This is a genomic window from Pseudomonas sp. NFACC43 (assembly GCF_900119645.1).
In the GTDB taxonomy this organism is placed as follows: domain Bacteria; phylum Pseudomonadota; class Gammaproteobacteria; order Pseudomonadales; family Pseudomonadaceae; genus Aquipseudomonas.
In genome coordinates this window covers 195,342-219,901 of the sequence record NZ_FPKK01000007.1, presented here as the reverse complement: position 1 = coordinate 219,901, position 24,560 = coordinate 195,342, and the positions used below count along the sequence as shown (strand labels likewise).

The following is a 24,560-nucleotide window of genomic DNA, read 5'->3' as shown; positions in this document are numbered from 1 at the left end:
TTGGTTATCGCAGACTGGCTCAGGCTAATCGGGCTCTCTTATGCGCACACGCAGGTGTCTGCACCGGGCCTTTACAGATGCTATGGCGCATCGTCAGCGGACTAAATTAACCCAGGACCCGAAAAAAAGCCCTGCACAATCCTGCACAAATGAAGCTTGCGAGGATCATGCAGGGCGTTTGGTTTACCCTCGCCAAAGCAGGCGATTGCGCCACGGGGCGCTATGCCCGGCAGGGATCGCCAGCCCCGGAAAATCCGCGATGACGGCAACGGGCAGGGTTCAGTAGCGGTTGGGCTCCATTTCCAGTTCGACCTGGAAACGTTCGGCAATGTCTTTCTGGATGCGCAACGCCAGTTCCAGTAGCTGCGAGCCCGTGGCCTCGCCGTAGTTGACCAGCACCAGGGCCTGCAACTTGTGCACCCCGGCGTCGCCTTCGCGAAAGCCCTTCCAGCCGGCTCGCTCGATCAACCAGCCTGCAGCCAGTTTCATGTACCCCTCAGGCTGTGGATAAGCCACCAGGTCGGGGTATTGTGCCTTGAGACGCGCCACGTGAGCGGCCGGTACCAACGGGTTCTTGAAGAAGCTGCCGGCATTGCCCAGCACCGCCGGGTCCGGAAGCTTTTCACTGCGGATACTGCAAATGGCCCGGCTGACATCGAGGGGCGTCGGGCGATCGACGCCTTGCTCGGTCAGCCGCTGGCGAACCGGGCCGTATTCCAGATGCAAGTGCGCGGCGCGACTGAGGGCAAAACGCACCCGCAGAATTAACCAGCGCCCCGCTTGCTGCTTGAACAGGCTGTCGCGGTAGGCAAACTGGCATTGCTCAAGGGTGAAATCGCGCAGCTCGCCTGTCTGGCGATCCAGGGCAGTGAGACCGGCGAAGACATCCTTTATCTCGACGCCATAGGCACCGATGTTCTGCATCGGCGCCGCCCCCACCGTACCGGGAATCAGGCTGAGGTTTTCCAAGCCTGACCAGCCTTGCGCCAGCGTGTACTGGACGAAAGGGTGCCACGGCTCCCCCGCATCGGCCTCGACCACGACCCGCTCGCCGTCATCACCGAGCAAGCGGATTCCCTGGCTGGCCATGCGCAGCACCAGCGCGTCGATATCGCCGGTCAGCAGCAGATTGCTGCCGCCACCGATCACCAACAATGGCACCTGATGTCCGGCGACATACGCCAGCGCCTCGCGAACATCCTCGTCGCAATGGGCTTCGGCGAACAGTCGGGCCGTGACGTCCACCCCGAAGCTGTTGAATGGCTTGAGGCTGACGCCGCTGCGTACTTGCAGGCTCATAAGCGCCCCTTCAGTTCGATCACCAGGCGATCCGTGGCGTGCTCGATCAGGTCAAGCACCTGCTCGAAGCCTTGTTCACCGTCATAGTAGGGATCCGGTACATCGTCGAGCCCGGCTTCGTAGCGGCGCAGGAACAGGTCCAGTTCGGCCCTGGCATTGGCCGGTTGCAGGGCCTTGAGATTGCGCAGGTTGCTGCTGTCCATCGCCAGGATCAGATCGTAGGCGGCAAAGTCGGCGCGGCTGACCTGCCGGGCACGCTGGGCCGACAGGTCATAGCCGCGCCGCAGGGCGGCAGCCTGGCTGCGCTTGTCCGGGGCCTTGCCCACGTGCCAGTCCCCGGTACCGGCGGAAGCCACTTCCACCTGCCCGGCCAACCCGGCCTCCCGCAGCTTATGCCGCAGGATGCCCTCGGCGGTGGGGGACCGGCAGATGTTGCCGAGGCAAACGAACAGAACCCGCATCAAGCCTCCAGCAGGCGACGAACGCGCTCGAGGTCTTCGACAGTGTCGACGCCGGTCGGCGGTGCGATCAGCGCATCGGCGACGTGGATCCGCACGCCATGCCAGAGGGCGCGCAATTGCTCCAGGGCTTCGGTGTTTTCCAGCCAGCATGGGCCCCAGCTCACGAAATCCTGGAGGAAGCCGGCGCGGTAGGCATAGATGCCGATATGGCGGCGATACGGCACGCCGGCGGGCATGACGTCGCGGTCTTGAGCGAACGCATCCCGGGCCCAGGGCAACGTGGCACGGCTGAAGGTCAGCGCCAGGCCATCAAGGTCGCTGACCACCTTGACCACGTTCGGGTTGAACAGCGTCTTCACGTCCTCGATCGGCTCGGCCAGGGTGGCCATGCGCGCCTGGGGGTGTGCCGCCAGGTTGTTCGCCACCTGGTCGATCACGCTGGAGGGGATCAGCGGCTCGTCGCCTTGCACATTGACGACGATGGCGTCGGGCTCCAGGCCCAGTTTCTGCGCCACCTCCGCCAGGCGATCGGTGCCGGAATTGTGGTCTTCACGGGTCATGACCACTTCGGCGCCGAAACCGTTGCAGGCCTCGACGATTCGCACATCGTCCGTCGCCACGACCACGCGCTGGGCGCTGCTCTTGCAGGCCTGTTCCCAGACGTGCTGGATCATGGGCTTGCCGGCGATCGTCAGCAACGGTTTGCCGGGCAGGCGCGTCGAGGCGAAGCGCGACGGGATGACGACGGTAAAGGCAACTGTCATTTGTCCAGGCGCTCGTCGGTGCTCAAGGTACGCGCTTCGCTTTCGAGCATCACCGGAATACCGTCGCGGATCGGATACGCAAGGCCGGCGCCCTTGCTGATCAGCTCGGTCTTGTCGGCGCTGAGCTTGAGCGGCCCCTTGCAGACCGGGCAGGCCAGGATATCGAGCAGTTTGGTGTCCATGAGATTCCCCTGGATAAAGGTTTTTAAGGCAACAGACGATCCGGCAACAGGCGCATCAACTGCGTATCGAACCAGGCCGCGAAGGCCGGTGACGGCGCGGCGTCCACCGTCAGGTACCACCAGTCGGAAGCGGCAAAGGCACGGCATTTGACCGCGTCCTTTTCCGTCATGACCACCGGCAACGACGGTGTGAAGCTCAAGGCCTGGGCACTGTATTCGGCATGGTCGGCAAACCCGTGCGGTATAGGACGCCAGTGTAGCGTTTCGAGGGTCTTGAAGAAACGCTGGGGATTGCCGATCCCGGCCACGGCATGCAGTGCCTGGCCGTGCGGAAAATGGTCGAGCGAGCGTCGTTCGCCGCTGGCCACGTTCACCAGGGCGGTGGGCTGCAGTTCGAAGGCGAAACCGTCCTCGCGGTCGGCGCTGGCGCCGTTGTAGAGCACCGCGTCGACCGATTGCAGGCGTTCGACCGGCTCACGCAGCGGCCCGGCAGGCAAGCAGCGCCGGTTGCCCAGGCCACGGGCGTTGTCGATCAATACCAGTTCAAGGTCCCGGGCCAGCCGGTAATGCTGCAGGCCATCGTCGGACAGGATCAGATCCAGCGGTTCGCTGGCCAGCAGCGCCCGGACCGCGCGGCTGCGATCCGGGTCGATCATCAACGGCACGCCAGTGCGCTGGACGATCAGCAGCGGCTCGTCACCCGCAACACCGGCTTGCTGGTCGGCCCGTACCCGCCACGGCAGTTGCGGGGGCTTGGCCCCGTAGCCACGGCTGACCACGCCAACACGCAGGCCGCTGCGCTGGCAATGCTGGATCATCCACAGGATCATCGGTGTCTTGCCGGTGCCACCCACTGTGATATTACCCACCACCATCAGCGGTACCGGAGGCTGGTAGATGTTGCCCTCGCCTGCCAGGAAGCGCTCGCGCTTGCCCACCACCACGCGCCGGTAGAGCCACTCCAGCGGGCGCAACAGCGACAAGGCCGGGTGACCTTCGTACCACGCGGCGAGCAATCGATCGGACATGGCCATCAGGGTGCCGGCGCCGCCTCGACCGTGGTCATGCGCAGGTGACTGAAACCGAGCTTGCCGGCAGCGTCCATGGCGGTGATGACCGATTGATGAGGCGTCTTGCCGTCGGCGCTGATGGACAACGGCAGGCTGGTGTCACCACCGGACTCCTTCTGCAACACCTCGATCAGTGTCGCCAGGTCGCTCTTGGGCAGCAATTGGTTGTTCACCGAAATGGCCCCCTCCGCGTTGATGGTGACTTCCAGGTTCTTGACCTGCTGGTCTTCGGCCGGCGAGCCGCTGACGGCTTGCGGCAGTTCGACCTTGAGCTGGGTTTCCCGGGTAAAGGTCGTGGTCACGACGAAGAACAGCAGCAGGATGAACACCACGTCGATCAGCGACGCGAGGTTGATCTCGATGTTCTCCCGTGGTTTACGGCGAAATCTCACTTCTTGCCCCCGGCCAGGTCCACGTCTCGGTCGCCCTGCACCACCTCGACCAGCTTGATGGCTTCCTGCTCCATGCCCACCACCAGCTCATCGACACGGCGTTGCAGGAATCGATGGAAGAATACCGACGGAATACCCACCATCAGGCCCGCGGCCGTCGTGATCAGGGCTTTGGAAATCCCGCCCGCCAGCACCGAAGCATTGGTGCTCATGCCCGAACCGGTAAAGGCGCTGAAAATATCGATCATGCCCAGTACGGTACCCAGCAGCCCCAGAAGAGGAGCCATGGCGGCGATGGTGCCCAGGGCATTGATGTAGCGCTCCAGCTCATGGATGACCCGGGCGGCAGCTTCCTCGATGCACTCCTTCATGATCTCGCGACCGTGCTTGGAGTTCGCCAGACCTGCCGCCAGGATTTCCCCCAACGGTGAACTGGCCCGCAGCTCCTTGAGCTTGTCCTTGTTCAGTTGCTTGTCCTTGATCCAGACCCAGACCTGCCCGAGCAGATGCTCCGGGGTCACACGGCTGGCCCGCAGGGTCCACAGGCGTTCGGCAACGATACCCAGTGCCGCGATGGAACTCAGAATGATCGGCAACATCATCCAGCCGCCGGATTTGACCAATTCCCACACAGTGACAGCCCCCTCGGAAAAAGTGCGCCACTTTATCATACAGAATCGGCCGTGCAGGCCCGCCCCGCCAAAAGCCCGTGCATCGGGCCTCGGGAGACAGGTCCGCCTCCCCCCGCGTCAGCCCCTGTGCCAAGCGGATTCATGGCCCGGAGGACGGCGGGTCGCGCCAATAACGCCGCTGCCCGGCCTGGGTCGTCGGCGCAGCGAAGGCTCCAAGTTGCAGACGAATGGCACCGTGTTCGGCACTGTCGTAGACCGCCATGCCCAACCGTCGATAGCGGGCCATCACTCGAGGATGAGGGTGGCCGAACGCATTGCCTCGCCCTCTCGAGATCAGGACCGAATGAGGAGTGAGACGCGAGAGCAGTGCCATCGACGACGAGCTGCGGCTTCCGTGATGAGGCGCCGCCAGCCACTGGATGGGAACCGCCAAGGGGCCGTCGAGCAAGGCGCGCTCGGCGTGGCTATCGATGTCGCCGGTCAGCAGCAGCCGCTCGCCGCCGGCCTCGACCAGCAAGACACAGGACTTCTGGTTGCTTTCAAGAGCCGCTGCCCATCGCCACAGCTCAAACCTGACGCCGTCCCACTCCCACTGCGTACCGCTGTGGCAAGGATCGGCCTTCAGTGCAGCGGGTAAGGCGGCCGGATCTCCGCTGATGACCAGGGCGGTGGGCAAGCCGTTGTGCACCGCCCTGGCACCACCGGCGTGATCGGCGTCGGCATGGCTGAGCAGCATCAGGTCCAACCCGCCCACACCCAGTTTGCGCAAGGTGGGCAGCACCACACGCTCGCCTGCATCGGCGTCGCCGAAACGCGGCCCAGCGTCATATAGAAGGTTATGCCGTCGGGTACGCACCAGCACCGCCAGCCCCTGGCCCACATCCAGCTGCCAGATCTCGGCGTGCCCCGCCGGCACCTCGTCCCGCGGCGGAAAAACCAACAGCAACAGCATCGGCCAGCCCAGCACGCGCAGCGGCACGCCTTGCGGCAGCAATATGATGACAGCGCCAAGCGCTGCAATGCACCAGGCCCACACCGGTAGCGCAACCGGAACCCAGGCTGGCCATATTGCGCCGACCAGGGCCAATCCCCGGAACAGCAGGTCGAGCAGCCCACCGGCGATCCACAGCAATCCTTCACCGATGTATGGCACCGGCAGCAAGGCCGTTCCGAGCAATGCCGACGGCAACACCAACAGGCTGATCCAGGGCACCGCCACCAGGTTCACCAACGGCCCGCTGAGGCTGACCGGCAAACCCAGTATCAGCAGCAGCGGACACAGCCCCACCGCGACCAGCCACTGGGGGCGGGTCCAGGTTTGCCACCAGCGCCAGGGACCCAGGCGCCCGCCGAAGATGAAAATCAGTATGGCGACTGCGGCGAACGACAGCCAGAACCCAGGCCTCAGGCTTGCCAGCGGGTCGAACACCAGCACCCCGACCAGCGCCAGCAGCCACGCCCGCCACGGGTCCGGATGACGGAAGCGCAGGCGCCACAGCAACACCAGCCCGATCATCGCGCAGGCCCTTCGCACCGGCACTTCGAAACCGGCGAGCAAGCCGTAGCCCAACGCCGCGACAAAAGCCAGGAAACAGGCCCAGGGCAGCCATGGCAGGTGCGCCGGCCATAAACCGTAACGCGCCGCCCCGGCCACTGACAGGTACATCAGGCCGGCGAGCAGGCCAATGTGCTGCCCGGAAATCACCAGCAAGTGAACCGTGCCGGTGTCTTGCAGCACCTGCCATTCATCGCGGCTCAACCCTGCCCCATCGCCCAGGACCAAGGCGATCAGCGCGCCCGAGCGGCCTTGGACGTCGACCCGTGCCAGCGACTGGCGGACCCCATCGCGCCACGCTCCCTGGGCCGAAGCCAGGCGATGACCGTCCTTGACCGTACCGGTCGCGCCAATCCCCCGGCTCAGCAGCCAGGCGTCGTAGTCGAAACCATGAGGGTTCAGCAGACCCGTGGGCCGCTTGAGTTTCACCGCCAACCGCCAACGTTCGCCGCTACTGACCGGCGGCCCGCCAAACCAGGCCAGGCGCATCGATGACGGCAACCGGGTGCGCCGCGAACGGGCATCGGCCAGCTCGAAGCGCACCACGCCATCACCTTGTTGCGGCAACCCCACGACCCGCCCTTCGACCCAGCGGGTCTCGCCGTCCAGCGCCAAGGGCAATCGGTCGTCCAGTGCCCACTGCGCCCCCAGGCAGGCCCAGGCCAACCCCAGCAGGAAAAAACCCAGCGGGTAGGCTCGAAACGGTAGCAGCATCAAAGCCAGTACCGGCATGGCCGCCATCAGCCATGGCGACGGCAGCGCCGACAAGAAAACCGGGGCCGACAGACCCAGTGCAAGCGCGACCATTCCCCTGCGCATAACCCCATCCTTGAGAGTTCCTCACTCAGGCATAGTCGGTCTGCGGCACCGTGGCCGTTATCAATTGTCACAAAGTCTGAATCTGCCGCTCCTAGAATCCGGACATACTTGCGGCTTTATTGCTTTGAACCGACCGAGAAGCCTTATGCCCCGGCGCCTATTCAAACGTTACATGCCAGACCCAGCGATCATTCGGGAACACAAATCCTTACGCTTTCTCGGCGCCCTGCTGCACGATCCCAACCTTTGGCACCTCAATCGCCACTCCGTGGCCCGGGCAATGGCCGTCGGCCTGTTCGCCGCCTTTCTCCCCATCCCCCTGCAGATGCTGCTGGCCGCCGCGCTGGCCGTCACGGTCCGCGGCAACATCCCCATTGCGGTGAGCCTGGTCTGGCTGACCAATCCCATCACCATGCCGGCGGTGTTTTTCTGCACCTACCAGACCGGGGCGTGGCTGATGGACGTTCCTGCCCGGACCCTGCCCGATGAACTGACCTGGGCATGGATCACCGACCAGCTGTCCACTTTGTGGCGACCGTTCCTGCTGGGCTCGGTGGTGACTGGCCTGGTGCTCGGCGTCCTGGCGTATTTCGTGACCATGAGCTACTGGCGCTGGTGGGTGGCGCGGCAATGGAAAAAGCGCAAGAAAAGACGGCAGTGAAATGCAAAAAGGCCTCCCTGATCGGAGGCCTTTTCAGTGGTGCAAGGTAAATGCGCAGCCCGTTATGTCCGCATCCCGCGTCCGCTCACCAGCAACCGGGCGCAACCGATATAGAGCACCACCGTCGCCACCAGCATGAAGGTGATCGCGATGCTGATCCTGATGTCCGAAACCCCGAGGATCCCGTAGCGGAAGGCGTTGACCATGTGCAGCACCGGGTTGGCCAGGGACACGGTCTGCCAGAACGGTGGCAGCAGCGAGATGGAGTAGAACACCCCGCCCAGGTAAGTCAGCGGCGTGAGCACGAACGTGGGAATGATGGAGATGTCATCGAAGTTGCGCGCGAACACGGCATTGATGAAGCCCAGCAGCGAAAAGATCGTCGCGGTGAGCACCACCACCAGTATCGTCACTCCCAGGTGGTGCACCTGCAGATCGGTGAAGAACAACGACAGCAGGGTCACGATCAAGCCCACCGCCAGGCCGCGCAAGACACCGCCCAGGGTAAAGCCGATCAGGATCGTATGGGGCGAAACCGGCGAGACCATCAGTTCTTCGATGGAGCGCTGGAACTTGCTGCCGAAGAAACTCGACACCACGTTGCCGTAGGAGTTGGTGATCACCGACATCATGATCAGCCCGGGCACGATGTAGTCCATGTACGTGAAGCCACCCATGTCACCGATCTGCCGACCGATCAGGTTGCCGAAGATCACGAAGTACAGAACCATGGTGATGGCCGGCGGCAGCAAGGTCTGTGGCCAGATCCGCATGAAGCGGCGGACCTCACGGTAAACGATGGTGTTGAGGGCAATGAGATTGGGACGGAACTCGGAACTCATACCGCCACCTTCGCCAGGTTTTTTTCCACCAGGGACACGAACAGCTCCTCGAGGCGATTGGTCTTGTTGCGCAGGCTCTGCACTTCGATGTTCTGCAGGGCCAGCTGGGTGAACAGTCCGGTAATGCCGACGGACTTGTCCACCTGCACTTCCAGGGTGCGATGATCCAGCAGCCGGGCCGGATAACCGACCAACTGCGGCGCGCTATCGAGATCGCCCTTGAGGTCCAGCAGGAAGGTTTCCACATGCAGTTGGCTGAGCAGTTGCCGCATGCTGGTGTTCTCGACGATGGTGCCGTGGTCAATGATGCCGATGTTGCGGCACAACTGCTCGGCCTCTTCCAGGTAATGGGTGGTAAGAATGATGGTGATGCCTTTCTGGTTCAGCTCGGTCAGGAAGGTCCACATCGAACGACGCAGCTCGATGTCCACGCCCGCGGTCGGTTCGTCGAGGATCAACAGGCGTGGCTCGTGCACCAGGGCCCGGGCAATCATCAATCGCCGCTTCATGCCACCGGACAACGAACGGGACGGCACGTCGCGCTTGTCCCACAACCCCAGTTGGGTCAGGTAGCGCTCGGCGCGCTCGTTGGCGATCTTCGGCGGGATGCCGTAGTAACCCGCCTGGGTCACGACGATGTCGAAGGTCTTTTCGAACTGGTTGAAATTGAATTCCTGGGGGACCACGCCGATGGAGCGCTTGAGCGCGGCGGGTTCGCGGTCCAGGTCATGGCCGAAGACACTCACGGTGCCGCTGGTCTTGTTCACCAGCGTGGACAGGATGCCGATGGTGGTGGATTTGCCCGCGCCGTTGGGGCCGAGCAAGGCGAAGAAATCACCTTCGGCGACGTCCAGATCGATACCACTCAAGGCCTGGAAACCGTTGCCGTAGGTTTTGGTTAGCTGCCGGATGGACAGAGCGGAACTCATATCGGATCTACGCACCAAGAGGAGAGAAAAACATTAGGTTTTGTACGAAAAGTGCCTGCGCGACCTTTCGCACAAACCCTAGATAAGGGCGAGTGGCGAACAATGCAACCACTGGCGCAGGAGGTGCCATGGTGCTTGGCGTCGCCAAACAAGTACAGTCAAGCGTGTCGATAGTAAGTATTAAGTCAACGCGGTCATGACCGCCTTGCGATAAGCCGGACGCTGCTGCAATCGCGCATACCAGGCCTGCAGGTGAGGCAATGGGGCACGCTCGATGGGCATCTCGAACCAGGCATAAATGAAACTGCCCAGGGGAATGTCCCCCATGCCGATTTCATCGCCCGACAGGAAAGGTTGCTCGCCCAGCGCCTGGTCCGCCACTGCCAGCACCGCGTCGCAGACCTGGATCGCCGACTTGATGGCAGCCCAGTCCTGCTGTTCGGCGGGCGTGCGCAGGACACCCCAGAACACGGTGCGAAACGGATCGGCGAAGGTGGAAGTGGTCCAGTCCATCCATTTTTCAGCCTGGGCCCGAGCCTGAAGGTCGGTGGGGTACCAGGCCGAACCGGATGCGTGACGGGCCATCAGGTAACGCACGATGGTGTTGGACTCCCAGAGCACGAAACCATCGTCCTCGAGCATCGGAACCCGGCCATTGGGATTCTTCGCGCGGTATTCGGGCGTGTCCACCACGCCGAATGCGCCACCGGCGTCGATGGCCTCGAAGGCCAATCCCAACTCCTCGGCGCACCACAGCGCCTTACGGACATTCGATGAGTTTTTCCGGCCCCAGATCTTCAGCATCACGGCATCCTCGATGAATAAGTGCCGCAGCAGCATACGCCGGATCAGCCATGACTCAAATCGCCCTGCATGTCGCCCAGCACCGGCGCCAGCCGATCCTCGAACAGGTGCGGATAGCATTTTTCCAGGTGTTGGAAAAAGAACCCTTCCGGTACGTCGGGGAAAGGACCGTGGTCAGTGACGTATTCCATCGACCGGGCACCCTGGCGATTGAACGGATGGAAGATGCTGTCATGACGACCATCGAACTCCAGGGGCGCGACGTCGAACAACTCACACAAACCCTGGTTGAAGGCCGGCGTGGCCTTGACCCAGCGGTCGTTCAGGTACAGCTCGGTGTAACCGTGCATGGCGAACACATCGCTCCTGAGCAGCTCCAGCAGGCGCGGCGTGGACAAGTGATTGCGCACATCCGCCAGGCCGATCCGGGCCGGGACAGCACAGTGACGGGCGCAGGCGGCCAGCAACGTTGCCTTGGGCACGCAATAGCTTTCACCCAGGGCCAATGCATGACTGCCACGCAGAGTCGCCGGGTCGCGGCTGAAGGTATAAGGGTTGTAGCGCACTGCTTCGCGCACGGCGTAATACAGGCTGATCGCCTGCGCCGTCGGATCGCGGTCGGTGCCGCGGTGGGTTTCGGCGAACGCGATGACCGCAGGATGATCGCTGTCGATGAAGCGGCCGGGGTTCAGGTATTGCTGCATGGGGAAACCTCTCGCACTGCAACGCCGCTGGCAGGGTCAGAACTTGCTCCTGCACCGGCGCAACGCCTACGGCATCAGGGAAACGCTGAGTCTATCCACAGCCCTGATGCAGCGATAACGGCGTTTCGGCCAAACAATGGCGTTTTCTCTCCTTTTCGGCGAACGATTTCCCACGGCTGTTGCCAACCAGACTGGCGTAACGCATGCGAGATTTCCCACGAAACCCATCACATCGCGCTGACCGCCGGATTGACCGATGCCGTCTAAGCTCTGGGGGTCGGTCTTGCCTTGGTTCACGGAGGATTACATATGCTGTTGTTGTGGATACTGGTCCTGGTCGTCGGGATCGCCTGGCTGGCGCATCGGCGCATCGCCCCGCTACCCGTGCTGGGTGTCGTCGCGGTCTACCTGCTGGCCATGGGCATCTTCAGCCCCGCCCCCGGCTGGCTGATGGCGATCCTCTGGGTGGTGCTGGCCGCCATCGCGGCCCCCCTGCTGCTGCCGGACCTGCGCCGCAGATACTTCAGCGCGCCGATGTTCGAGTGGTTTCAGAAAACCCTGCCGCCCATGTCGGAGACCGAGCGTGACGCCATCGACGCCGGCACGGTGTGGTGGGACGGCGAGCTGTTCAGCGGTCGGCCCGATTGGGACACGCTGCTGGCCTACCCCAAGGTGCAACTGACCGAAGAAGAACAGGCCTTCCTCGACGGGCCCACCGAAGCACTCTGCGCCATGGTCAGCGACTGGCAGATCGGCCAGGCCATGGACCTGCCGCCCGAAGCCTGGGCGCACATCAAGGAGCACGGGTTCTTCGCGCTGATCATTCCCAAAGTCTACGGCGGCAAGGGTTTCTCCGCCTATGCCCACTCCCAGGTGGCCATGAAACTGGCGACCCGCAGCGGCGACCTGGCGTCGACCGTGATGGTCCCCAACTCCCTGGGTCCGGCGGAACTGCTGCTGCACTACGGCACCGAGGAACAACGCGACCATTACCTGCCACGGCTGGCACGTGGCGACGATATCCCCTGTTTCGCCCTGACCGGGCCACTGGCCGGCTCCGACGCCGGAGCGATGCCCGACACCGGCATCGTCTGCAAGGGAGAGTGGCAGGGCCAGGAAACCCTCGGCCTGCGCCTGAACTGGGAAAAACGCTACATCACCCTCGGCCCGGTGGCGACCCTCCTCGGCCTGGCGTTCAAGGCGTACGACCCCGACCACCTGCTGGGCGACGAAGAAGACCTGGGCATCAGCCTTGCGCTGATTCCCACCGATACACCCGGGGTCAATATCGGTCGCCGTCACCTGCCCCTCGGCGCGGCGTTCATGAACGGACCGAACTGGGGCAAGGACGTGTTCATCCCCCTGGACTTCCTCATCGGCGGCCAGGCCATGCTCGGCAAGGGCTGGATGATGCTGATGAACTGCCTGTCGGTGGGGCGCTCGATCTCCCTGCCGGCGGTGGGAACCGGGGCGGCGAAATTCACCAGCCTGGTAACCGGCCAGTACGCCCAGGTGCGGGAGCAGTTCAACGTACCGTTGTCGGCCTTCGAAGGCATCCAGGAGGCCATGGCTCGAATCGGTGGCAATGCCTGGCTGATGGATGCCGCGCGCATGCTCACCGCCAACGCGGTGGACCTGGGTGAAAAACCCTCGGTGCTGTCGGCGATCCTCAAGTACCACCTGACCGAACGCGGCCGCGAGTGCATCAGCCACGCCATGGACGTGCATGGGGGCAAGGGCATCATCATGGGCCCGAACAACTACCTGGGGCGCAGCTGGCAAGGCGCGCCGATCTTCATCACCGTGGAAGGCGCGAACATCCTGTCGCGCAACCTGATGATCTTCGGCCAGGGGGCGATCCGCTGCCATCCTTTCGTACTCAAGGAAATGGCCCTGGCCACCCGCGAGGACAAGGACCAGGCGCTGCTGGAATTCGATCGGCTGCTGCTCAAGCACATCGGCTTCGCCGTCAGCAATGCCGCCAGTACCCTGGTGCTGAACCTGGGGCTGGGGCATTTCGAAAGAGCTCCGGGCGACACCTTGAGCCAAGGTTATTTCCGAGCGCTCAACCGACAGGCAGCGGCATTCGCCCTGCTGGCCGACCTGAGCATGATGTTGCTGGGCGGCGAGCTCAAACGTCGCGAACGCCTGTCGGCACGCCTGGGCGATGTGCTCAGCCATCTGTACCTGGCCAGTGCGGCCCTCAAGCGTTACCACGACCTGGATTCACCGGACCATATGGCGCCGCTGTTCACCTGGGCCATGGAAGAAAGCCTCGGCCAGTCGGAGCGTGCGCTGGACGAACTGCTGGAAAATTTCCCCAACCGGTTGCTGGGTGGCCTGCTGCGCTGCGTGGTATTCCCCTTCGGCCGCCGCCACAAGGGGCCGAGCGACCGCCTGGATGCCGAAGTGGCCGCGGTGATCGGCCGGGCCAAGGGCGATCCGACCCTCGAGGAGTTGTTGCAGGGCTGCTATCGCCCACAATCGATCGACGACCCCGTGGGCGCCCTGCAGCACGCCGCCGACCTGCTGACCGCTGCGCATCCCACGCAACGCAAGTTGCATACGGCACTCAAGCAAGGCCAGCTCAACCCGGTCCCGGGGGAACACCTCATCGACGCCGCCCTCGAAGCGGGAGTGCTGCAGGCCGGCGAAGCCCAGGCCCTGCGCGAGGCCGAAGCGGCGCGACGCAAGGTCATCGACGTGGATGATTTCGACAAGGAGGCGCTGACACTCGCCGAAGGCAGGGTCCGCTGATCCCGCCGACCGGTTCCACCATGTAAAAACGGGCGCGGTGGCTTTATACTCCCGCGCCCGTTTTGCTCTTGAGGACTTATCTCGTGTCCAACGTCGTTGCCGATCACCTTCTCCTGCTTGACCACTTGCGCAGCATCCTGGTCGCCGTGGGTGAGGCCGAACAGGTTCCCGAAGAAAGCCATGCCTTGTTCCTGGAGCGCTTCGACGAGTTGCGTGCGCAATTGCCCATCGACCCGATCGAAAGCCAGTACCTGGGCCAGGATCTGCTGTGCCAGGTGATCGTACGTTACCCACAGGTCGCCCATCTCGTACCTCGCGACCTGTTGTGGTACTTCGGCGGTGACTGCCTGCACTACATGCCCGATGAAGAAATCAGCCTGTACCAGGCGCTGGAGGAGCGCCGTTTCGAAGCCGAACAGAACGACGAGCCGTTCGACTGGAACCAGGAAAAACAATTGCTGGCGATGTCGGACCAGGACAGCAAGCACTGATCTCGATCCAGTCACGCCAAAGGCCCGCACGGTTGATCCTGCGGGCCTTTTTATTGGGAAACCGAAACAGGCGCCAGGCCTTGGATCATTCCTGGAAGGAATGCGAACCAAGGGCTCCTCAGGGCAAAAGACATTTTATTGACACGTGTTTTGCCATCATTTCGCCGACCGTCACTTTTTAGGCGTTTTTTTCATTTCAGGCGTGGCGCTTTGCCATAGGTCGACTACCTTCAAACAGAAGCGAGAACGATGGCAGGCAGAGCGCCCTTGCGGGCGAGCTGTGGATATCCGCCATTGGCTCGACGACCGGAGCTTTCCGGGTCTTGAGGATGTTTTCGAAAGCCGCCCGCCGTTCAGTCGGGCCGGTGATCGTCGCTGGCGTTCAGCGGCGAATTCCGTACCGGCTCATTGAGTCGCGTGGTGAGTGAGGGGGTTGCCCGGGCCCCATAAATGATCCGAGGCATCGTTCAAGCCTATGGACGGCCAGTCTGTCGAGGATCATCTTATGAGCTACCGTACCGTGCCCGCTATAAAACACCTTATCCATGGCTTGTTCTGGATGGGCCTTGGCCTGGATGCGGCGCAGGCCGCACCTGCCAGCTGTGCGCAACTGGACAAGTTGCCGGCCACCTTCGTGGTTGGCCAGGGCCTCCAGGACGAATTGCGTATCCTGGCGCCCGTGACCAAGCTGGCAGTGGGCGACCCGAAAATTGCCGACGTCCAGCCCAGTGGCAGCGACGCTTTCATTCTTACGGGCATCGCGCCGGGCGCCACCAGTCTGATGGTCTGGACGGAATGCTCGAAAACGCCCCGCCAAAGCATGATTTTCGTCGAAGGCCGGGCCACCGCGGCGTTGACCAGCGCGGCCAGCGTGCCTACCGAGGATCCGATGCTGCTGGCCCAGGTGCAGACCGATATCCGTTTCGTCGAGGTCAGCCGGACCAAGCTCAAGGAAGCCTCGACCTCGATCTTCGGCAGCCGTGGCAACTTCCTGTTCGGCTCCCCTCGGACCTTGCCCACCATCGGTGGCGTGGTCCGGCCGTCGCTGCCGGTCAACAACGACATGTTCAACCTGTCATTCGCCACCGGGCAAACCCTGCTGATGATCAACGCACTGGAAGGCAGCGGCTTTGCCTACACCCTGGCGCGGCCGAGCCTGGTAGCCCTCAGTGGCCAGAGCGCGAGCTTCCTGGCCGGTGGCGAGGTGCCAATCCCGGTGCCCAGCGCCGGCAGCGACAACGTCTCCATCGAATACAAGGAGTTCGGTATCCGCCTGACCCTGACGCCAACCGTCATCGGGAAAAACCGCATTGCCTTGAAGGTGGCTCCGGAAGTCAGTGAGCTGGATTTCACCAACGCCGTGAACATCGCCGGCACGCTGGTTCCGGCGCTTACCGTGCGCCGTACCGATACCAGCATTGCCCTGGCCGACGGCGAAAGTTTCGTCATCAGCGGCCTGATCAGCACCCGCAACGCTTCCCAGGTGAACAAGTTTCCGGGATTGGGCGATGTTCCGATTCTCGGCGCGTTCTTTCGCGACAACTCCATCAACCGCGAAGAACGGGAACTGTTGATGATCGTCACGCCGCACCTGGTCCAACCCCTGGCTGCCAACGCGCAACTGCCGACGTTGCCGGGCGAACAGCTGCGCAACTACGACCCTAATTTCTACCGGATGTACTTTCTCGAAAACGGCGAGTTCGACAACCGCACGGGTCTTTCCCAATGAGCCGGCGCCTGCTGTGCCGGCGTCCAGGGATCGAGCCTGTAACCAGGGGACATTCAATGAAAGCAATCATCGCGTTGACGGCCAGCCTGGTGCTCGCCGGCTGTGCCAGTAACGGCGTGGCGTCTCGCCCGACCAGTTGCGTCAAGCCCGGATCCGACCAGGAGCTGGCCCTGAACCTGGCCGACGACATGGCCAATGACGGTCGCTTGTACGCCAGCCTCGCCAACCTCGAGGGGCTGCCCGAGGACCTGGTCCAGGTCCGCTTGCGCAAGGCCCGGGTCCTGCGCCTGATGGGGCGTAACGAAGCGGAGCCGTTGTACCAGAGCCTGCTCGGGACCTGCCTGGCCGCCGATGGCGAACATGGCCTCGGCCAACTGGCCGCCGCCAGGAACGACAATGCCACCGCCATCGAACACCTCGAACGTGCGGTGAAAATGGCTCCCACCGAAGGAAAGATCCGCAACGACCTGGGCGTTGTCTATCTGAACCAGCGCCGGATCCCTGAAGCACGCTTCGAGTTCATGACCGCCATGGAACTGCGCCAGTCGGATTCCCTGGCGGCGCTCAACATGGTGACGCTGCTGATCTACCAGGACAACTGGAAACAGGCCGCCGAACTGGCAAGCATGGCCAGGCTGAGTCCCAGCCAGGTGGCAGACGCCCAGGCCCGCGCGGAAAAAATCAGGGGCATGACCAACAAGGTGGGGATCACACAGGCCGACCGTCTGACCGAGGTAGCCGATGTCTCATCCGGCACGGTCAAGTAAGCATTGCGAGGAGTTCAAGAGATGAAAACCAAACAACTGTCGATCGTGTGCATGGCCTGCCTTTGCACCACCGCCTGGGCAATCGAGCCCGGTCCTTCTTCCGCCGCCCAACAAGGCACCGAGAGCTGGATGCAGCTACAGATTCGCGGAGTGGTTGCCTCCACCCACCTGCAAACCGCCTCGGCCACCGAACGCGAACTGGCCATGCAGCGCTGGCTCAATAGTTTCAACTATCCGATCCCGGAGTACTTCGACCAGGACTCGGGTGGAGAGATCACCAGCAGCAAATGAAATCCGGCAACAATACAGATCGCCCCGAGGCCCCAGCGCCCTGGGGCTTTTTTTATACCGTTGGCAAGGCTCGATTCCTTTGCCGGAGCTGGCTGATGCATCACGAAGCCAGCGCGTAGGACGCCAGACAACCCAACGGGGCACGCGCCCTCGTCACATTCAGAATCACACACCCTTGTGGCGCATCGCAGGGCTGCGCCCCGACAGCGGCACAACTCCACCCCGGCTGATGCAGCACGAAGGTGGACTCCAAGGCCTCCATGCGACCCGAAGAGCGCACGCATCCCGTCACAGGGTACTGAGGCGAGACTTAAGAATAGGCTGGAACAACCCTGGCGAGGGCGGTTGTGCCCCTGGGCCCAACCGCCGCAAACAACAAGGGCCGCGAGGCGGCCCGGAGGGGAGCAAGCTTTCTCGTCAGCGCAAGCCAACGTTCGCAGGCGCGGCTACATATTGCCGAAGGCCCTGAACACGCCAATCATGGCGGGCCCGATGGCGACCAGGAAGAAGCTTGGCCAGAGGCAGAAGATCAAAGGAAAGATCAGCTTGGTGCCGATCTTCGCCCCCATCTCCTCGGCGGCCTGGGTCCGCCGGTCGCGAAATTCATCGGCATAGATACGCAGGGTATCGGCCACGCTCGTGCCGAAACGGATGCTCTGCGCCAACAGGCTGACCAGGCCCTGGATGTCCTCCAGCCCGGTGCGCACGGCCAGTTGCCTGAGCGCCTCGGTGCTGGTGATGCCGGCTCGGATCTGCGCATTGACCAGGGCCAGCTCTTCGGCCAGCTCGACCTGGCTGACCGACATTTCTTCCGCCACCCGTTCGATGGTGGTAGGCAGGGCCAGGCCCGATTCGACACACACCACCATCAAGTCCAACGCATCCGGAAATGCCGCACGCAACCGGCCTTGTCGCGCCTGCTTGCGCTTGCCGACATAGATCGCCGGCAGCAACCAGCCGACCCCCGCCACCACAGTCACGATCAGCAGCCCGACAATCAACGACACCTTGATCAGCGGCAGCAACACCAACGCGATACCGAGCAGCAGCAACGGCAGCATCAAGCGCACGGCCCAGTACATCTGCACCGCCGATGCGGACCGGTAACCGGCATGGGTCAGCAAGGTCTGGGTGGCGGATGCCTGGGCCTGGTCGGTCGAGGCAAAGCGCTGGCCTACCCGCTCCAGCAGCAGTTGCAGGTTACCGGGGGCCTGCTGTCCCGCCGACGTGCCGCCATAGCCGCGCTTGATCAAGGCCAGGCGTCTCTGCACCGGGTCCTGCAGGCCCAGCAGCAGCAAGAGCACAGCGACCACCGCCAGTACCGTACTGACACCGATCACGGCAATGAACAGCAGCCGTGCCACCTCCTCGCTTCCTGTAAACCGACTGAACAACCCGAGCAAAAAATCCATGACTGATACCTCGCGGCAGGACGGCGCTTAAACCTGGATCCGAATGATTTTTCGAATCCAGAAAATCCCGATCAACATGGCGCAGAACGCACCGATGATCAGCTTGTGGCCTATGGGGTCGTTGATCAGCACCGGCATATAGCTGGGGCTGGTGAGCACGATGGCGATCGCCAGCACGAAGGGGATCGCCACCAGCACCCAGGCCGACATCCGTCCTTCCGCCGAGAGGGTCCGGATCTTGCGGTGAAACCGGAATCGCCCACGGATCAGCCGGCTGAGGCGTTCCAGCACTTCGGTCAGGTTGCCGCCGGTCTCGCGGTGGATCAGGATCGAGGTCACCAGCATCATCACGGTCATGCTGGGCATGCGCTCCAGCAGGCCCAGCATGGCCCGGCGCACGTCGTTACCGTAGTTGATGTCGGAAAAGGTCATGCCGAACTCCTGGGCGACCGGGCCCTTGTGCTCATCGGCCACCAGGCGCAGGGTTTCGTTGAACGGATGACCGGCGCGCAACGCCCGGCACATGGCGTCCAGTGCATCCGGCAGGCCTTCCTCGAACGTGGCGAACCGCTTGCTGCGGTCGCGCATGATCTTGAGTACCGGCAACCAGAACAATCCCGACAACGCCAGCAGGGCCATCCACCACACCTGCGAAATCATCAGGACCACGGCCCCGCCTCCCATTCCCAGGGCCAGGCCCAGCAGCATCACCCGGTAGGCGCGATATTCGTGACCGGACTGCTCGATCAACTGGGTCAGGTTGGCCATCAATGGCAACTGCTCCAGGCTGGCTTCCAGGGGGGACAGGCGCGTCAGGTATTTCTGCCGCAACACCGTCTGCATGTTGGGCAGGTGATTGGCTTTTTCCAATACGTGCAAGCGTCCGCGAATGCGCTTGCGCATCTTGCCGGCCTCGCCGAACACCGGCACCACCACGCCCTGGGACAAGAGGAAGACCGCGATGAACACCATGCCCAGGAAAATCAGAATGAACTCAGCAGGGATATTGTTCATGACGAACGGGCCTCCATCCATTCAGGGCGGAACATGGTCAATGGCAACTCGATGCCGCGCTTGGCCAGCACGTCGCGAAAGGCCGGGATCATGCCGCTGGGTCGATACTCCCCGAGCACCTCGCCGTTTTCGCCGATACCCTGGCGCACGAAAGAGAAGATTTCGGTCATGGTGATGATCTCTCCTTCCATGCCGTTGATCTCCTGCATGCTCACCACGCGGCGCTTGCCGTCTTCTTGACGCTCCAGCTGGATCACCACATCGATGGCCGAGGCAATTTGTTGACGCATCGCCTTGATAGGAAAAGTCGCGCCAGCCATCGATACCATGTTCTCGATTCGTCCCAGGGCATCGCGGGCGGTGTTGGCGTGGATCGTGGTCAGGGAGCCATCGTGGCCGGTGTTCATGGCCGTCAGCATGTCCAGCGCCTCGGCGCCGCGCACTTCGCCGATGACGATGCGGTCCGGGCGCATCCGCAGGCTGTTGCGTACCAGTTCGCGCTGGCTCACCTCGCCGCGTCCCTCGATGTTCGAAGGCCGGGTTTCCAGACGGACCACGTGGGGCTGCTGCAGCTGCAGTTCGGCCGAGTCCTCGATGGTGACAATGCGTTCGTTATGCGGGATGAAGCTGGACAGCACGTTGAGCATGGTGGTCTTGCCGCTGCCGGTCCCGCCGGAAATCAGCACATTCAGGCGTCCGCGCACGATGGCCTTGAGCAACAGGGCAATGGCCGGGGTCATGCTGCCCACCTGGATCAGGCTGTCGGTGTTGAGCAGGTCCACGGCAAAGCGCCGGATCGACATGCTCGGACCGTCGATGGCCAGGGGCGGGATGATCGCGTTGACCCGCGAGCCGTCCTTGAGCCGGGCGTCCACCAGGGGCGACGACTCGTCGATACGCCGTCCCAGGCCGGAGACGATGCGGTCGATGATATTGAGCAGGTGCTGGTCGTCACGGAAGCGAACGTCAGTGCGTTGCAACTTGCCGAAGCGCTCGACATAGACCGAGGCATGCCCATTGACCAGGATGTCGGACACGCTATGGTCGGCCAGCAAGGGTTCCAGCGGCCCCAGGCCAAGCACCTCGTCGGTGATCTGCTTGATGATCAACTGGCGACCGGCGGAACTCACCGGCGCCGAATGCTCGTCCAGCAGGCGCTGGCAGATATCACGGATCTGCCGCGTCGCCTCGGCCTGCTCCAGGGCGTCGAGCAAGGACAGGTCCATGACCTTGAGCAACTGCTGGTAGATCCGTTCCCGCCATTCGGCTTCCACCGGGGAGACCTGGCTGCGGGTTTCATAGATGACATCCGGGACAGCCTGTTCCCAGGCCATCAGTTCATCGGTCGGGTCCGGCAGGCTGTCGCCGTTCTGGGCCGCCATCGAGGCACCGGGCTTGGCGGATTGTTTGCGCAAGCGGTTGCGGAAATCGCTGATCATGGGTCATCCCCCGAAAAAACGGTTGAAGGCACGTTTGAGCAGGCCTTTGTCTGCCGCCATCTGGTGACCGACCAGGTCTTCGGTCAAATCGCGCAGGGCCACGGTGATAGCCGCCCTCGGCGCATGCAGCCCCAACGGCACGCCAGTGTTCTGACTCTGGCTGACCAGGTTGAAGTCATTGGGTAATCTGGACAGGTTCGCGCAGCGCAAGGCCTCGCCGATATCCTTGAGGCTGATGGCGGCGGCTTTGTCGTAGCGGTTGACCACGATCTGCAACTGGTCCCCGCGCATGCCCAGGTCTTCGCGCAGGATCCGCACCAGGGCGCAGGCGTCGCGCAGGTGACTGACGCTCTGCTGCACCACCACGTAGACCCGGTCCACCTGTTCCAGCACCGCGCCGGTGAGGTGGTCGATCTGCCGCGGCAGGTCCACCACCACCCAGTCGTAGCTGGTACGGGCCAGTTGCAACAAGGCATCGAGCTGTTCGGGCTGGGCATCCTGGGGCAGGCACAATTCGCCGGCCCGGCCACCCAGGACATGAAGGGTCGGGCTGAAATGGCTGCAGAAGCCGCGCAACGCCATACCGTCCAGGTCATCGACCTGCTGCAGCACCTCCAGATGACTGTGGGACTGGGCCACATCGAGGTAGTGGGTCACGCTGCCGAATTGCAGGTCCATGTCCAGCAGCAGTGTGTTGCCGGCCCGCATGCTGAGCTGTTGGGCCAGATTGCAGGCCACCAGGGTCCCGCCGGAGCCGCCCTTGGCACTGATCACGGCCACCAGCTTGCCCTCGGCGCCATTGCCCAGACGTACCTCCGCCACCAACCGATTCAAGGCTGCCACCAGTTCCGTCTCGGCGAACGGCTCGGGCAACACATCCCGTGCACCGGCCTGCATCGCCAGGCGCATGCCTTCCTGGTCGCCGAGCAAGCCACACACCAGCATCGGCGGGCGCTCATGGGCCGGACGTTGCAACAGTGCGGCCAATTCCTCGCGCCACAGATGGCTGACCCGCAACAGCAGCAGGTCGGGCATGCGGTCCAGCCCATAAAGGGGATCGACATGGCCGTTGCTCACCAGGCGCGTGCTCACCTCCAGGCTCGGCATACGCTGGCAGACGCATTGCAGGTCGCGCAAGGATGTGGCGTCGCGACTGCTGATCAGCAGCCGCAGCCCGGCTTTGCCGGTGGCGGACGAGAGCGGAGTTTCCCTGGTATTCAGCATGGTGTGATCTCCCCGGAATCGGAATGACGCCCAAGGCTTTCGCGTGGCAAGGTTGCCCGGAACGGGGGCAACGTAATGGGCACGCCCAAGCCGGGAATGAACAGATTGAAAACGTAGTTCTGCACGCTCAGGCGGACATAGCGGATGGCCCGGAAGCCACTGGCACTGACCGTGTCGGCGGGGTTCGCCACCACCGCGCCATTGGCGTCCAGATAGGTCAGCGCCAGGTTCGAGGTGGCCAGGCTGCTGATCAGCTGGCTGGTCCCGGCATCGGTCGCGGCATTGAAGATGGCCCGGCGCAGCACCACCGGATCGCTGATGTTGCACACCGCCGCCAGGCGCGCGCCCCGGCGTGCGGCTTCGTCCAGTGCATTGGCGACGAAGTACAGCCGGCCCATTTCCACCACGCCGAACAGCAGGATGAACACCAGCAGGCCAACGAAGGAAAACTCCACGATGTACGTGCCGCGCATGTGCTTCATGTTTATCTGCCTGTTCATCACAGCACCCTCATGACCGTTGTCGCGACCAGCGGTATGCCCAGCGGCATGGCGTTGCCAAAGAACGCCGGAATCGATCCGCTGCAGTTGCCTGCGCCAATCACCGGGCAGAAGGGGTAGGTAATGGTGACGCGCACGTGATCGCTGCCCACGACGGCGACTTCCACATGGGCCGTCGTCAAACCCGACACCACAGGGCTGCCGACCGCGTTAGGCACGCCGTACACCGCGACGTTCTTGGTCTGGGTCTGCAATGTACTGGTCAGGGCGACACCTCCCAAGGTGGAGTTCCAGGCCTGGCTGGCGACGAAACGATCGGCTTCGCGGCTGGCCTGCAGCAGCACGTTGTACTGCAAGAGCATGCGGCCGAATTCGCCGAAGGCCAGCAGCAACAGCAGCAACAGCGGCAGCACCAGGGTGAACTCCACCAGCGCCACGCCTCGCTGGGCCTGGGGTGGATCGAACGGGGCAAGTCTCATGAAGCCTCCTACGAGTCGGTGCTCGGAGTGCCGCTGCCGTTGAGATAGGTCTTGTAGAGCTGGATGATCTGCGGGCCGACATCGGTGGATGGCGTAGGGCCCGGTACCCCGTCCCCTTCGCACTCCTGCACGAACTGGCCGAAGACCAGGGAGTCCGAGCCGCCGCCGTCCACCGGTTGCACGACGAAGTAGCAGCCAAAGCCCAGGACCGGAATCGAGGTGGAGCCGCCCTGCTTGCCGGTGCAGTTGCCGATCACGATCTTCAGCATCCGGCGCTCGAACACCCCATTGCTTTCACAGCCACTGCCGCTGCCGGCCACACAGGCGGCGACCTGGGTTCGCCAGTCGTTATAGTCCTGGATCGCCTCGCCACCCGCCGTGAGATCGCCGTTGCTCGCGGTCACGGGTTGGTTCTTGTATTTCGCCTGGGCAAGCGCATCGTCATAGGTCATCGCCGGATTGCTCGACGAGGTCACCAGGTCCGGCGGATAGTCGGACGAACTGACGGGGCCGTTGTAGATGCCGAAGCGTGTATTCAAGCCCTGGGAGGTGGGACCGGCCTTGTTGCCGGGAGCGGTCTGGACGTTGTCGCCCACGCTGCGGCAGACCGAGCCTCCACCGGCCAGGTCTTCCCGGACCGCACTGCCGCCGGAGCCGAAATCCAGCAGTTGGAAGTTGCCGGGACCGATGGGCGACGTATTGCCCGCCGCCGTCTTCAGCACCTCCAGGTCACCGAAGTGGTAACCCCAGAAATTGCCGGCGGAGGGGTCGTACTGGTTGGGATCGCCGCAGACCATCAGCGGTGCCAGGTCACAGGGCGAAGTCGGGCTGGGGCCCGCAGTAGCGATCGCCGCCACGGCCTTGCCGCCGAGACCGGCGCTGCCCATGGTCTGGACGAAACTCCAGAAGAACCCGTTCAATTGATAACTGGACACCGACACCCGTACATACTTGGCATCCGTCGGCCCCGGGTAAGAGAAAGGGCCATAGACACTGCTGGCCAACTCCACCACGGCGAATGCCCCCGGGTTACCGGCCACTGCGCTCGCCAGTTCGGCGTTACCCAAGGCATCGGCATTTTTCGTCAGGGTATCGAGGGCTGCGGCACGCGTCGTGCTGGCCATGTTCAGGCCGCCCACGACCTGGCTGAGGGTCTTGGCGCCGCTCAGCGCCGCGGCATCCACGGCATTCTGCAGGCGGGTCTTGTTGAGCAGCATGTGACCGCCATCCAGGGCCAATGCCGCCATCATGGAGATCGCCACCAAGGCGATCACCATCAGTACACTCACTGCCCCTCCCTGGCGCTGCCGAATATTGGAACTCATCATCACGCCCTCGCTGAC

General features: G+C 63.2%; 25 protein-coding genes. 6 read left to right on the top strand and 19 right to left on the bottom strand.

Annotation, left to right across the window (positions count from 1 at the left end):
* Nucleotides 1-279 precede the first annotated feature (279 nt).
* The 8 genes from murB to BT179_RS14540 form a co-directional block, all read right to left on the bottom strand.
* A complete protein-coding gene (murB, locus tag BT179_RS14575; protein ID WP_072431803.1) occupies nt 280-1,299 on the bottom strand; it encodes a UDP-N-acetylmuramate dehydrogenase in 1,020 nt (339 codons plus the stop codon).
* Complete coding sequence (locus BT179_RS14570) at nt 1,296-1,760, bottom strand: low molecular weight protein-tyrosine-phosphatase (protein ID WP_072393418.1); 465 nt, start codon at nt 1,758-1,760, stop codon at nt 1,296-1,298. The genes murB and BT179_RS14570 overlap by 4 nt, the downstream gene beginning before the upstream one ends.
* Complete coding sequence (gene kdsB, locus BT179_RS14565) at nt 1,760-2,524, bottom strand: 3-deoxy-manno-octulosonate cytidylyltransferase (protein WP_072431802.1); 765 nt, start codon at nt 2,522-2,524, stop codon at nt 1,760-1,762. The genes BT179_RS14570 and kdsB overlap by 1 nt, the downstream gene beginning before the upstream one ends.
* A complete protein-coding gene (locus BT179_RS14560; protein ID WP_042728811.1) occupies nt 2,521-2,706 on the bottom strand; it encodes a Trm112 family protein in 186 nt (61 codons plus the stop codon). Before BT179_RS14560 ends, kdsB begins: the two co-directional genes overlap by 4 nt.
* Before the next feature lie 23 nt (nt 2,707-2,729).
* Nucleotides 2,730-3,740: a tetraacyldisaccharide 4'-kinase gene (gene lpxK / locus BT179_RS14555; protein WP_072393424.1), complete on the bottom strand. Its 1,011-nt coding sequence runs from the start codon at nt 3,738-3,740 to the stop codon at nt 2,730-2,732.
* Nucleotides 3,740-4,168, bottom strand: coding sequence for an ExbD/TolR family protein (locus tag BT179_RS14550; RefSeq protein ID WP_072393427.1), 429 nt, complete (start codon nt 4,166-4,168; stop codon nt 3,740-3,742). Before BT179_RS14550 ends, lpxK begins: the two co-directional genes overlap by 1 nt.
* Nucleotides 4,165-4,800 (bottom strand): MotA/TolQ/ExbB proton channel family protein, encoded by a 636-nt coding sequence (locus tag BT179_RS14545; protein WP_165887346.1) that lies wholly within the window; start codon nt 4,798-4,800, stop codon nt 4,165-4,167. Before BT179_RS14545 ends, BT179_RS14550 begins: the two co-directional genes overlap by 4 nt.
* Nucleotides 4,801-4,939: 139 nt before the next feature.
* Complete coding sequence (locus tag BT179_RS14540; protein WP_072431801.1) at nt 4,940-7,174, bottom strand: DNA internalization-related competence protein ComEC/Rec2; 2,235 nt, start codon at nt 7,172-7,174, stop codon at nt 4,940-4,942.
* Between the two features lie 145 nt (nt 7,175-7,319).
* Between BT179_RS14540 and BT179_RS14535 the strand changes: the two genes are divergently transcribed.
* The gene (locus BT179_RS14535; RefSeq protein WP_072393434.1) at nt 7,320-7,835 is read left to right on the top strand and encodes a DUF2062 domain-containing protein; all 516 of its coding nucleotides are present in this window, start codon (nt 7,320-7,322) and stop codon (nt 7,833-7,835) included.
* 62 nt (nt 7,836-7,897) lie between these two features.
* On the opposite strand, the gene BT179_RS14530 is transcribed toward BT179_RS14535, so the two are convergent.
* The 4 genes from BT179_RS14530 to BT179_RS14515 form a co-directional block, all read right to left on the bottom strand.
* Nucleotides 7,898-8,677 (bottom strand): ABC transporter permease, encoded by a 780-nt coding sequence (locus BT179_RS14530; RefSeq protein ID WP_053150099.1) that lies wholly within the window; start codon nt 8,675-8,677, stop codon nt 7,898-7,900.
* Nucleotides 8,674-9,606 carry an ABC transporter ATP-binding protein gene (locus BT179_RS14525; protein WP_072431800.1) on the bottom strand — a complete coding sequence of 311 codons (933 nt, stop codon included), beginning with the start codon at nt 9,604-9,606 and terminating at the stop codon, nt 8,674-8,676. The genes BT179_RS14530 and BT179_RS14525 overlap by 4 nt, the downstream gene beginning before the upstream one ends.
* Nucleotides 9,607-9,786: 180 nt before the next feature.
* On the bottom strand, nt 9,787-10,410 hold the full coding sequence (locus BT179_RS14520; RefSeq protein ID WP_072394117.1) for a glutathione S-transferase family protein: 624 nt from the start codon (nt 10,408-10,410) through the stop codon (nt 9,787-9,789).
* 44 nt (nt 10,411-10,454) lie between these two features.
* A complete protein-coding gene (locus tag BT179_RS14515; RefSeq protein ID WP_072431799.1) occupies nt 10,455-11,114 on the bottom strand; it encodes a transglutaminase-like domain-containing protein in 660 nt (219 codons plus the stop codon).
* 309 nt (nt 11,115-11,423) lie between these two features.
* On the opposite strand from BT179_RS14515, the gene BT179_RS14510 reads away from it, so the two are divergent.
* From BT179_RS14510 to BT179_RS14490, 5 genes are all read left to right on the top strand, one after another.
* Nucleotides 11,424-13,871 (top strand): acyl-CoA dehydrogenase, encoded by a 2,448-nt coding sequence (locus tag BT179_RS14510; RefSeq protein ID WP_072431798.1) that lies wholly within the window; start codon nt 11,424-11,426, stop codon nt 13,869-13,871.
* Nucleotides 13,872-13,954: 83 nt separating this feature from the next.
* Entirely contained in the window at nt 13,955-14,362 is a 408-nt protein-coding gene (locus tag BT179_RS14505; RefSeq protein ID WP_072393448.1) for a PA2817 family protein, read from the top strand.
* A gap of 505 nt (nt 14,363-14,867) precedes the next feature.
* A complete protein-coding gene (locus BT179_RS14500) occupies nt 14,868-16,091 on the top strand; it encodes a type II and III secretion system protein family protein (protein ID WP_072393452.1) in 1,224 nt (407 codons plus the stop codon).
* 56 nt (nt 16,092-16,147) lie between these two features.
* Nucleotides 16,148-16,858: a tetratricopeptide repeat protein gene (locus BT179_RS14495; protein WP_072393455.1), complete on the top strand. Its 711-nt coding sequence runs from the start codon at nt 16,148-16,150 to the stop codon at nt 16,856-16,858.
* A gap of 21 nt (nt 16,859-16,879) precedes the next feature.
* Nucleotides 16,880-17,149: a DUF3613 domain-containing protein gene (locus BT179_RS14490; protein ID WP_072393458.1), complete on the top strand. Its 270-nt coding sequence runs from the start codon at nt 16,880-16,882 to the stop codon at nt 17,147-17,149.
* A gap of 446 nt (nt 17,150-17,595) precedes the next feature.
* Here the strand turns inward: BT179_RS14490 and BT179_RS14485 are convergent, their stop codons facing one another.
* From BT179_RS14485 to BT179_RS14455, 7 genes are read right to left on the bottom strand one after another with little or no spacing between them, the layout of a single operon-like run.
* Nucleotides 17,596-18,561 carry a type II secretion system F family protein gene (locus tag BT179_RS14485; protein ID WP_072393461.1) on the bottom strand — a complete coding sequence of 322 codons (966 nt, stop codon included), beginning with the start codon at nt 18,559-18,561 and terminating at the stop codon, nt 17,596-17,598.
* A 27-nt stretch (nt 18,562-18,588) separates the two neighbouring features.
* The gene (locus BT179_RS14480) at nt 18,589-19,575 is read right to left on the bottom strand and encodes a type II secretion system F family protein (protein ID WP_072393464.1); all 987 of its coding nucleotides are present in this window, start codon (nt 19,573-19,575) and stop codon (nt 18,589-18,591) included.
* Nucleotides 19,572-21,014 carry a TadA family conjugal transfer-associated ATPase gene (locus BT179_RS14475; protein WP_072431797.1) on the bottom strand — a complete coding sequence of 481 codons (1,443 nt, stop codon included), beginning with the start codon at nt 21,012-21,014 and terminating at the stop codon, nt 19,572-19,574. Before BT179_RS14475 ends, BT179_RS14480 begins: the two co-directional genes overlap by 4 nt.
* 3 nt (nt 21,015-21,017) lie before the next feature.
* Nucleotides 21,018-22,238 (bottom strand): AAA family ATPase, encoded by a 1,221-nt coding sequence (locus BT179_RS14470; protein WP_072393470.1) that lies wholly within the window; start codon nt 22,236-22,238, stop codon nt 21,018-21,020.
* Nucleotides 22,232-22,726: a TadE family protein gene (locus BT179_RS14465; protein WP_072394120.1), complete on the bottom strand. Its 495-nt coding sequence runs from the start codon at nt 22,724-22,726 to the stop codon at nt 22,232-22,234. Before BT179_RS14465 ends, BT179_RS14470 begins: the two co-directional genes overlap by 7 nt.
* A gap of 11 nt (nt 22,727-22,737) precedes the next feature.
* Nucleotides 22,738-23,217: a TadE/TadG family type IV pilus assembly protein gene (locus BT179_RS14460; RefSeq protein WP_072393473.1), complete on the bottom strand. Its 480-nt coding sequence runs from the start codon at nt 23,215-23,217 to the stop codon at nt 22,738-22,740.
* 8 nt (nt 23,218-23,225) lie between these two features.
* Nucleotides 23,226-24,545, bottom strand: coding sequence for a TadE/TadG family type IV pilus assembly protein (locus BT179_RS14455; protein ID WP_072393476.1), 1,320 nt, complete (start codon nt 24,543-24,545; stop codon nt 23,226-23,228).
* Nucleotides 24,546-24,560 lie beyond the last annotated feature (15 nt).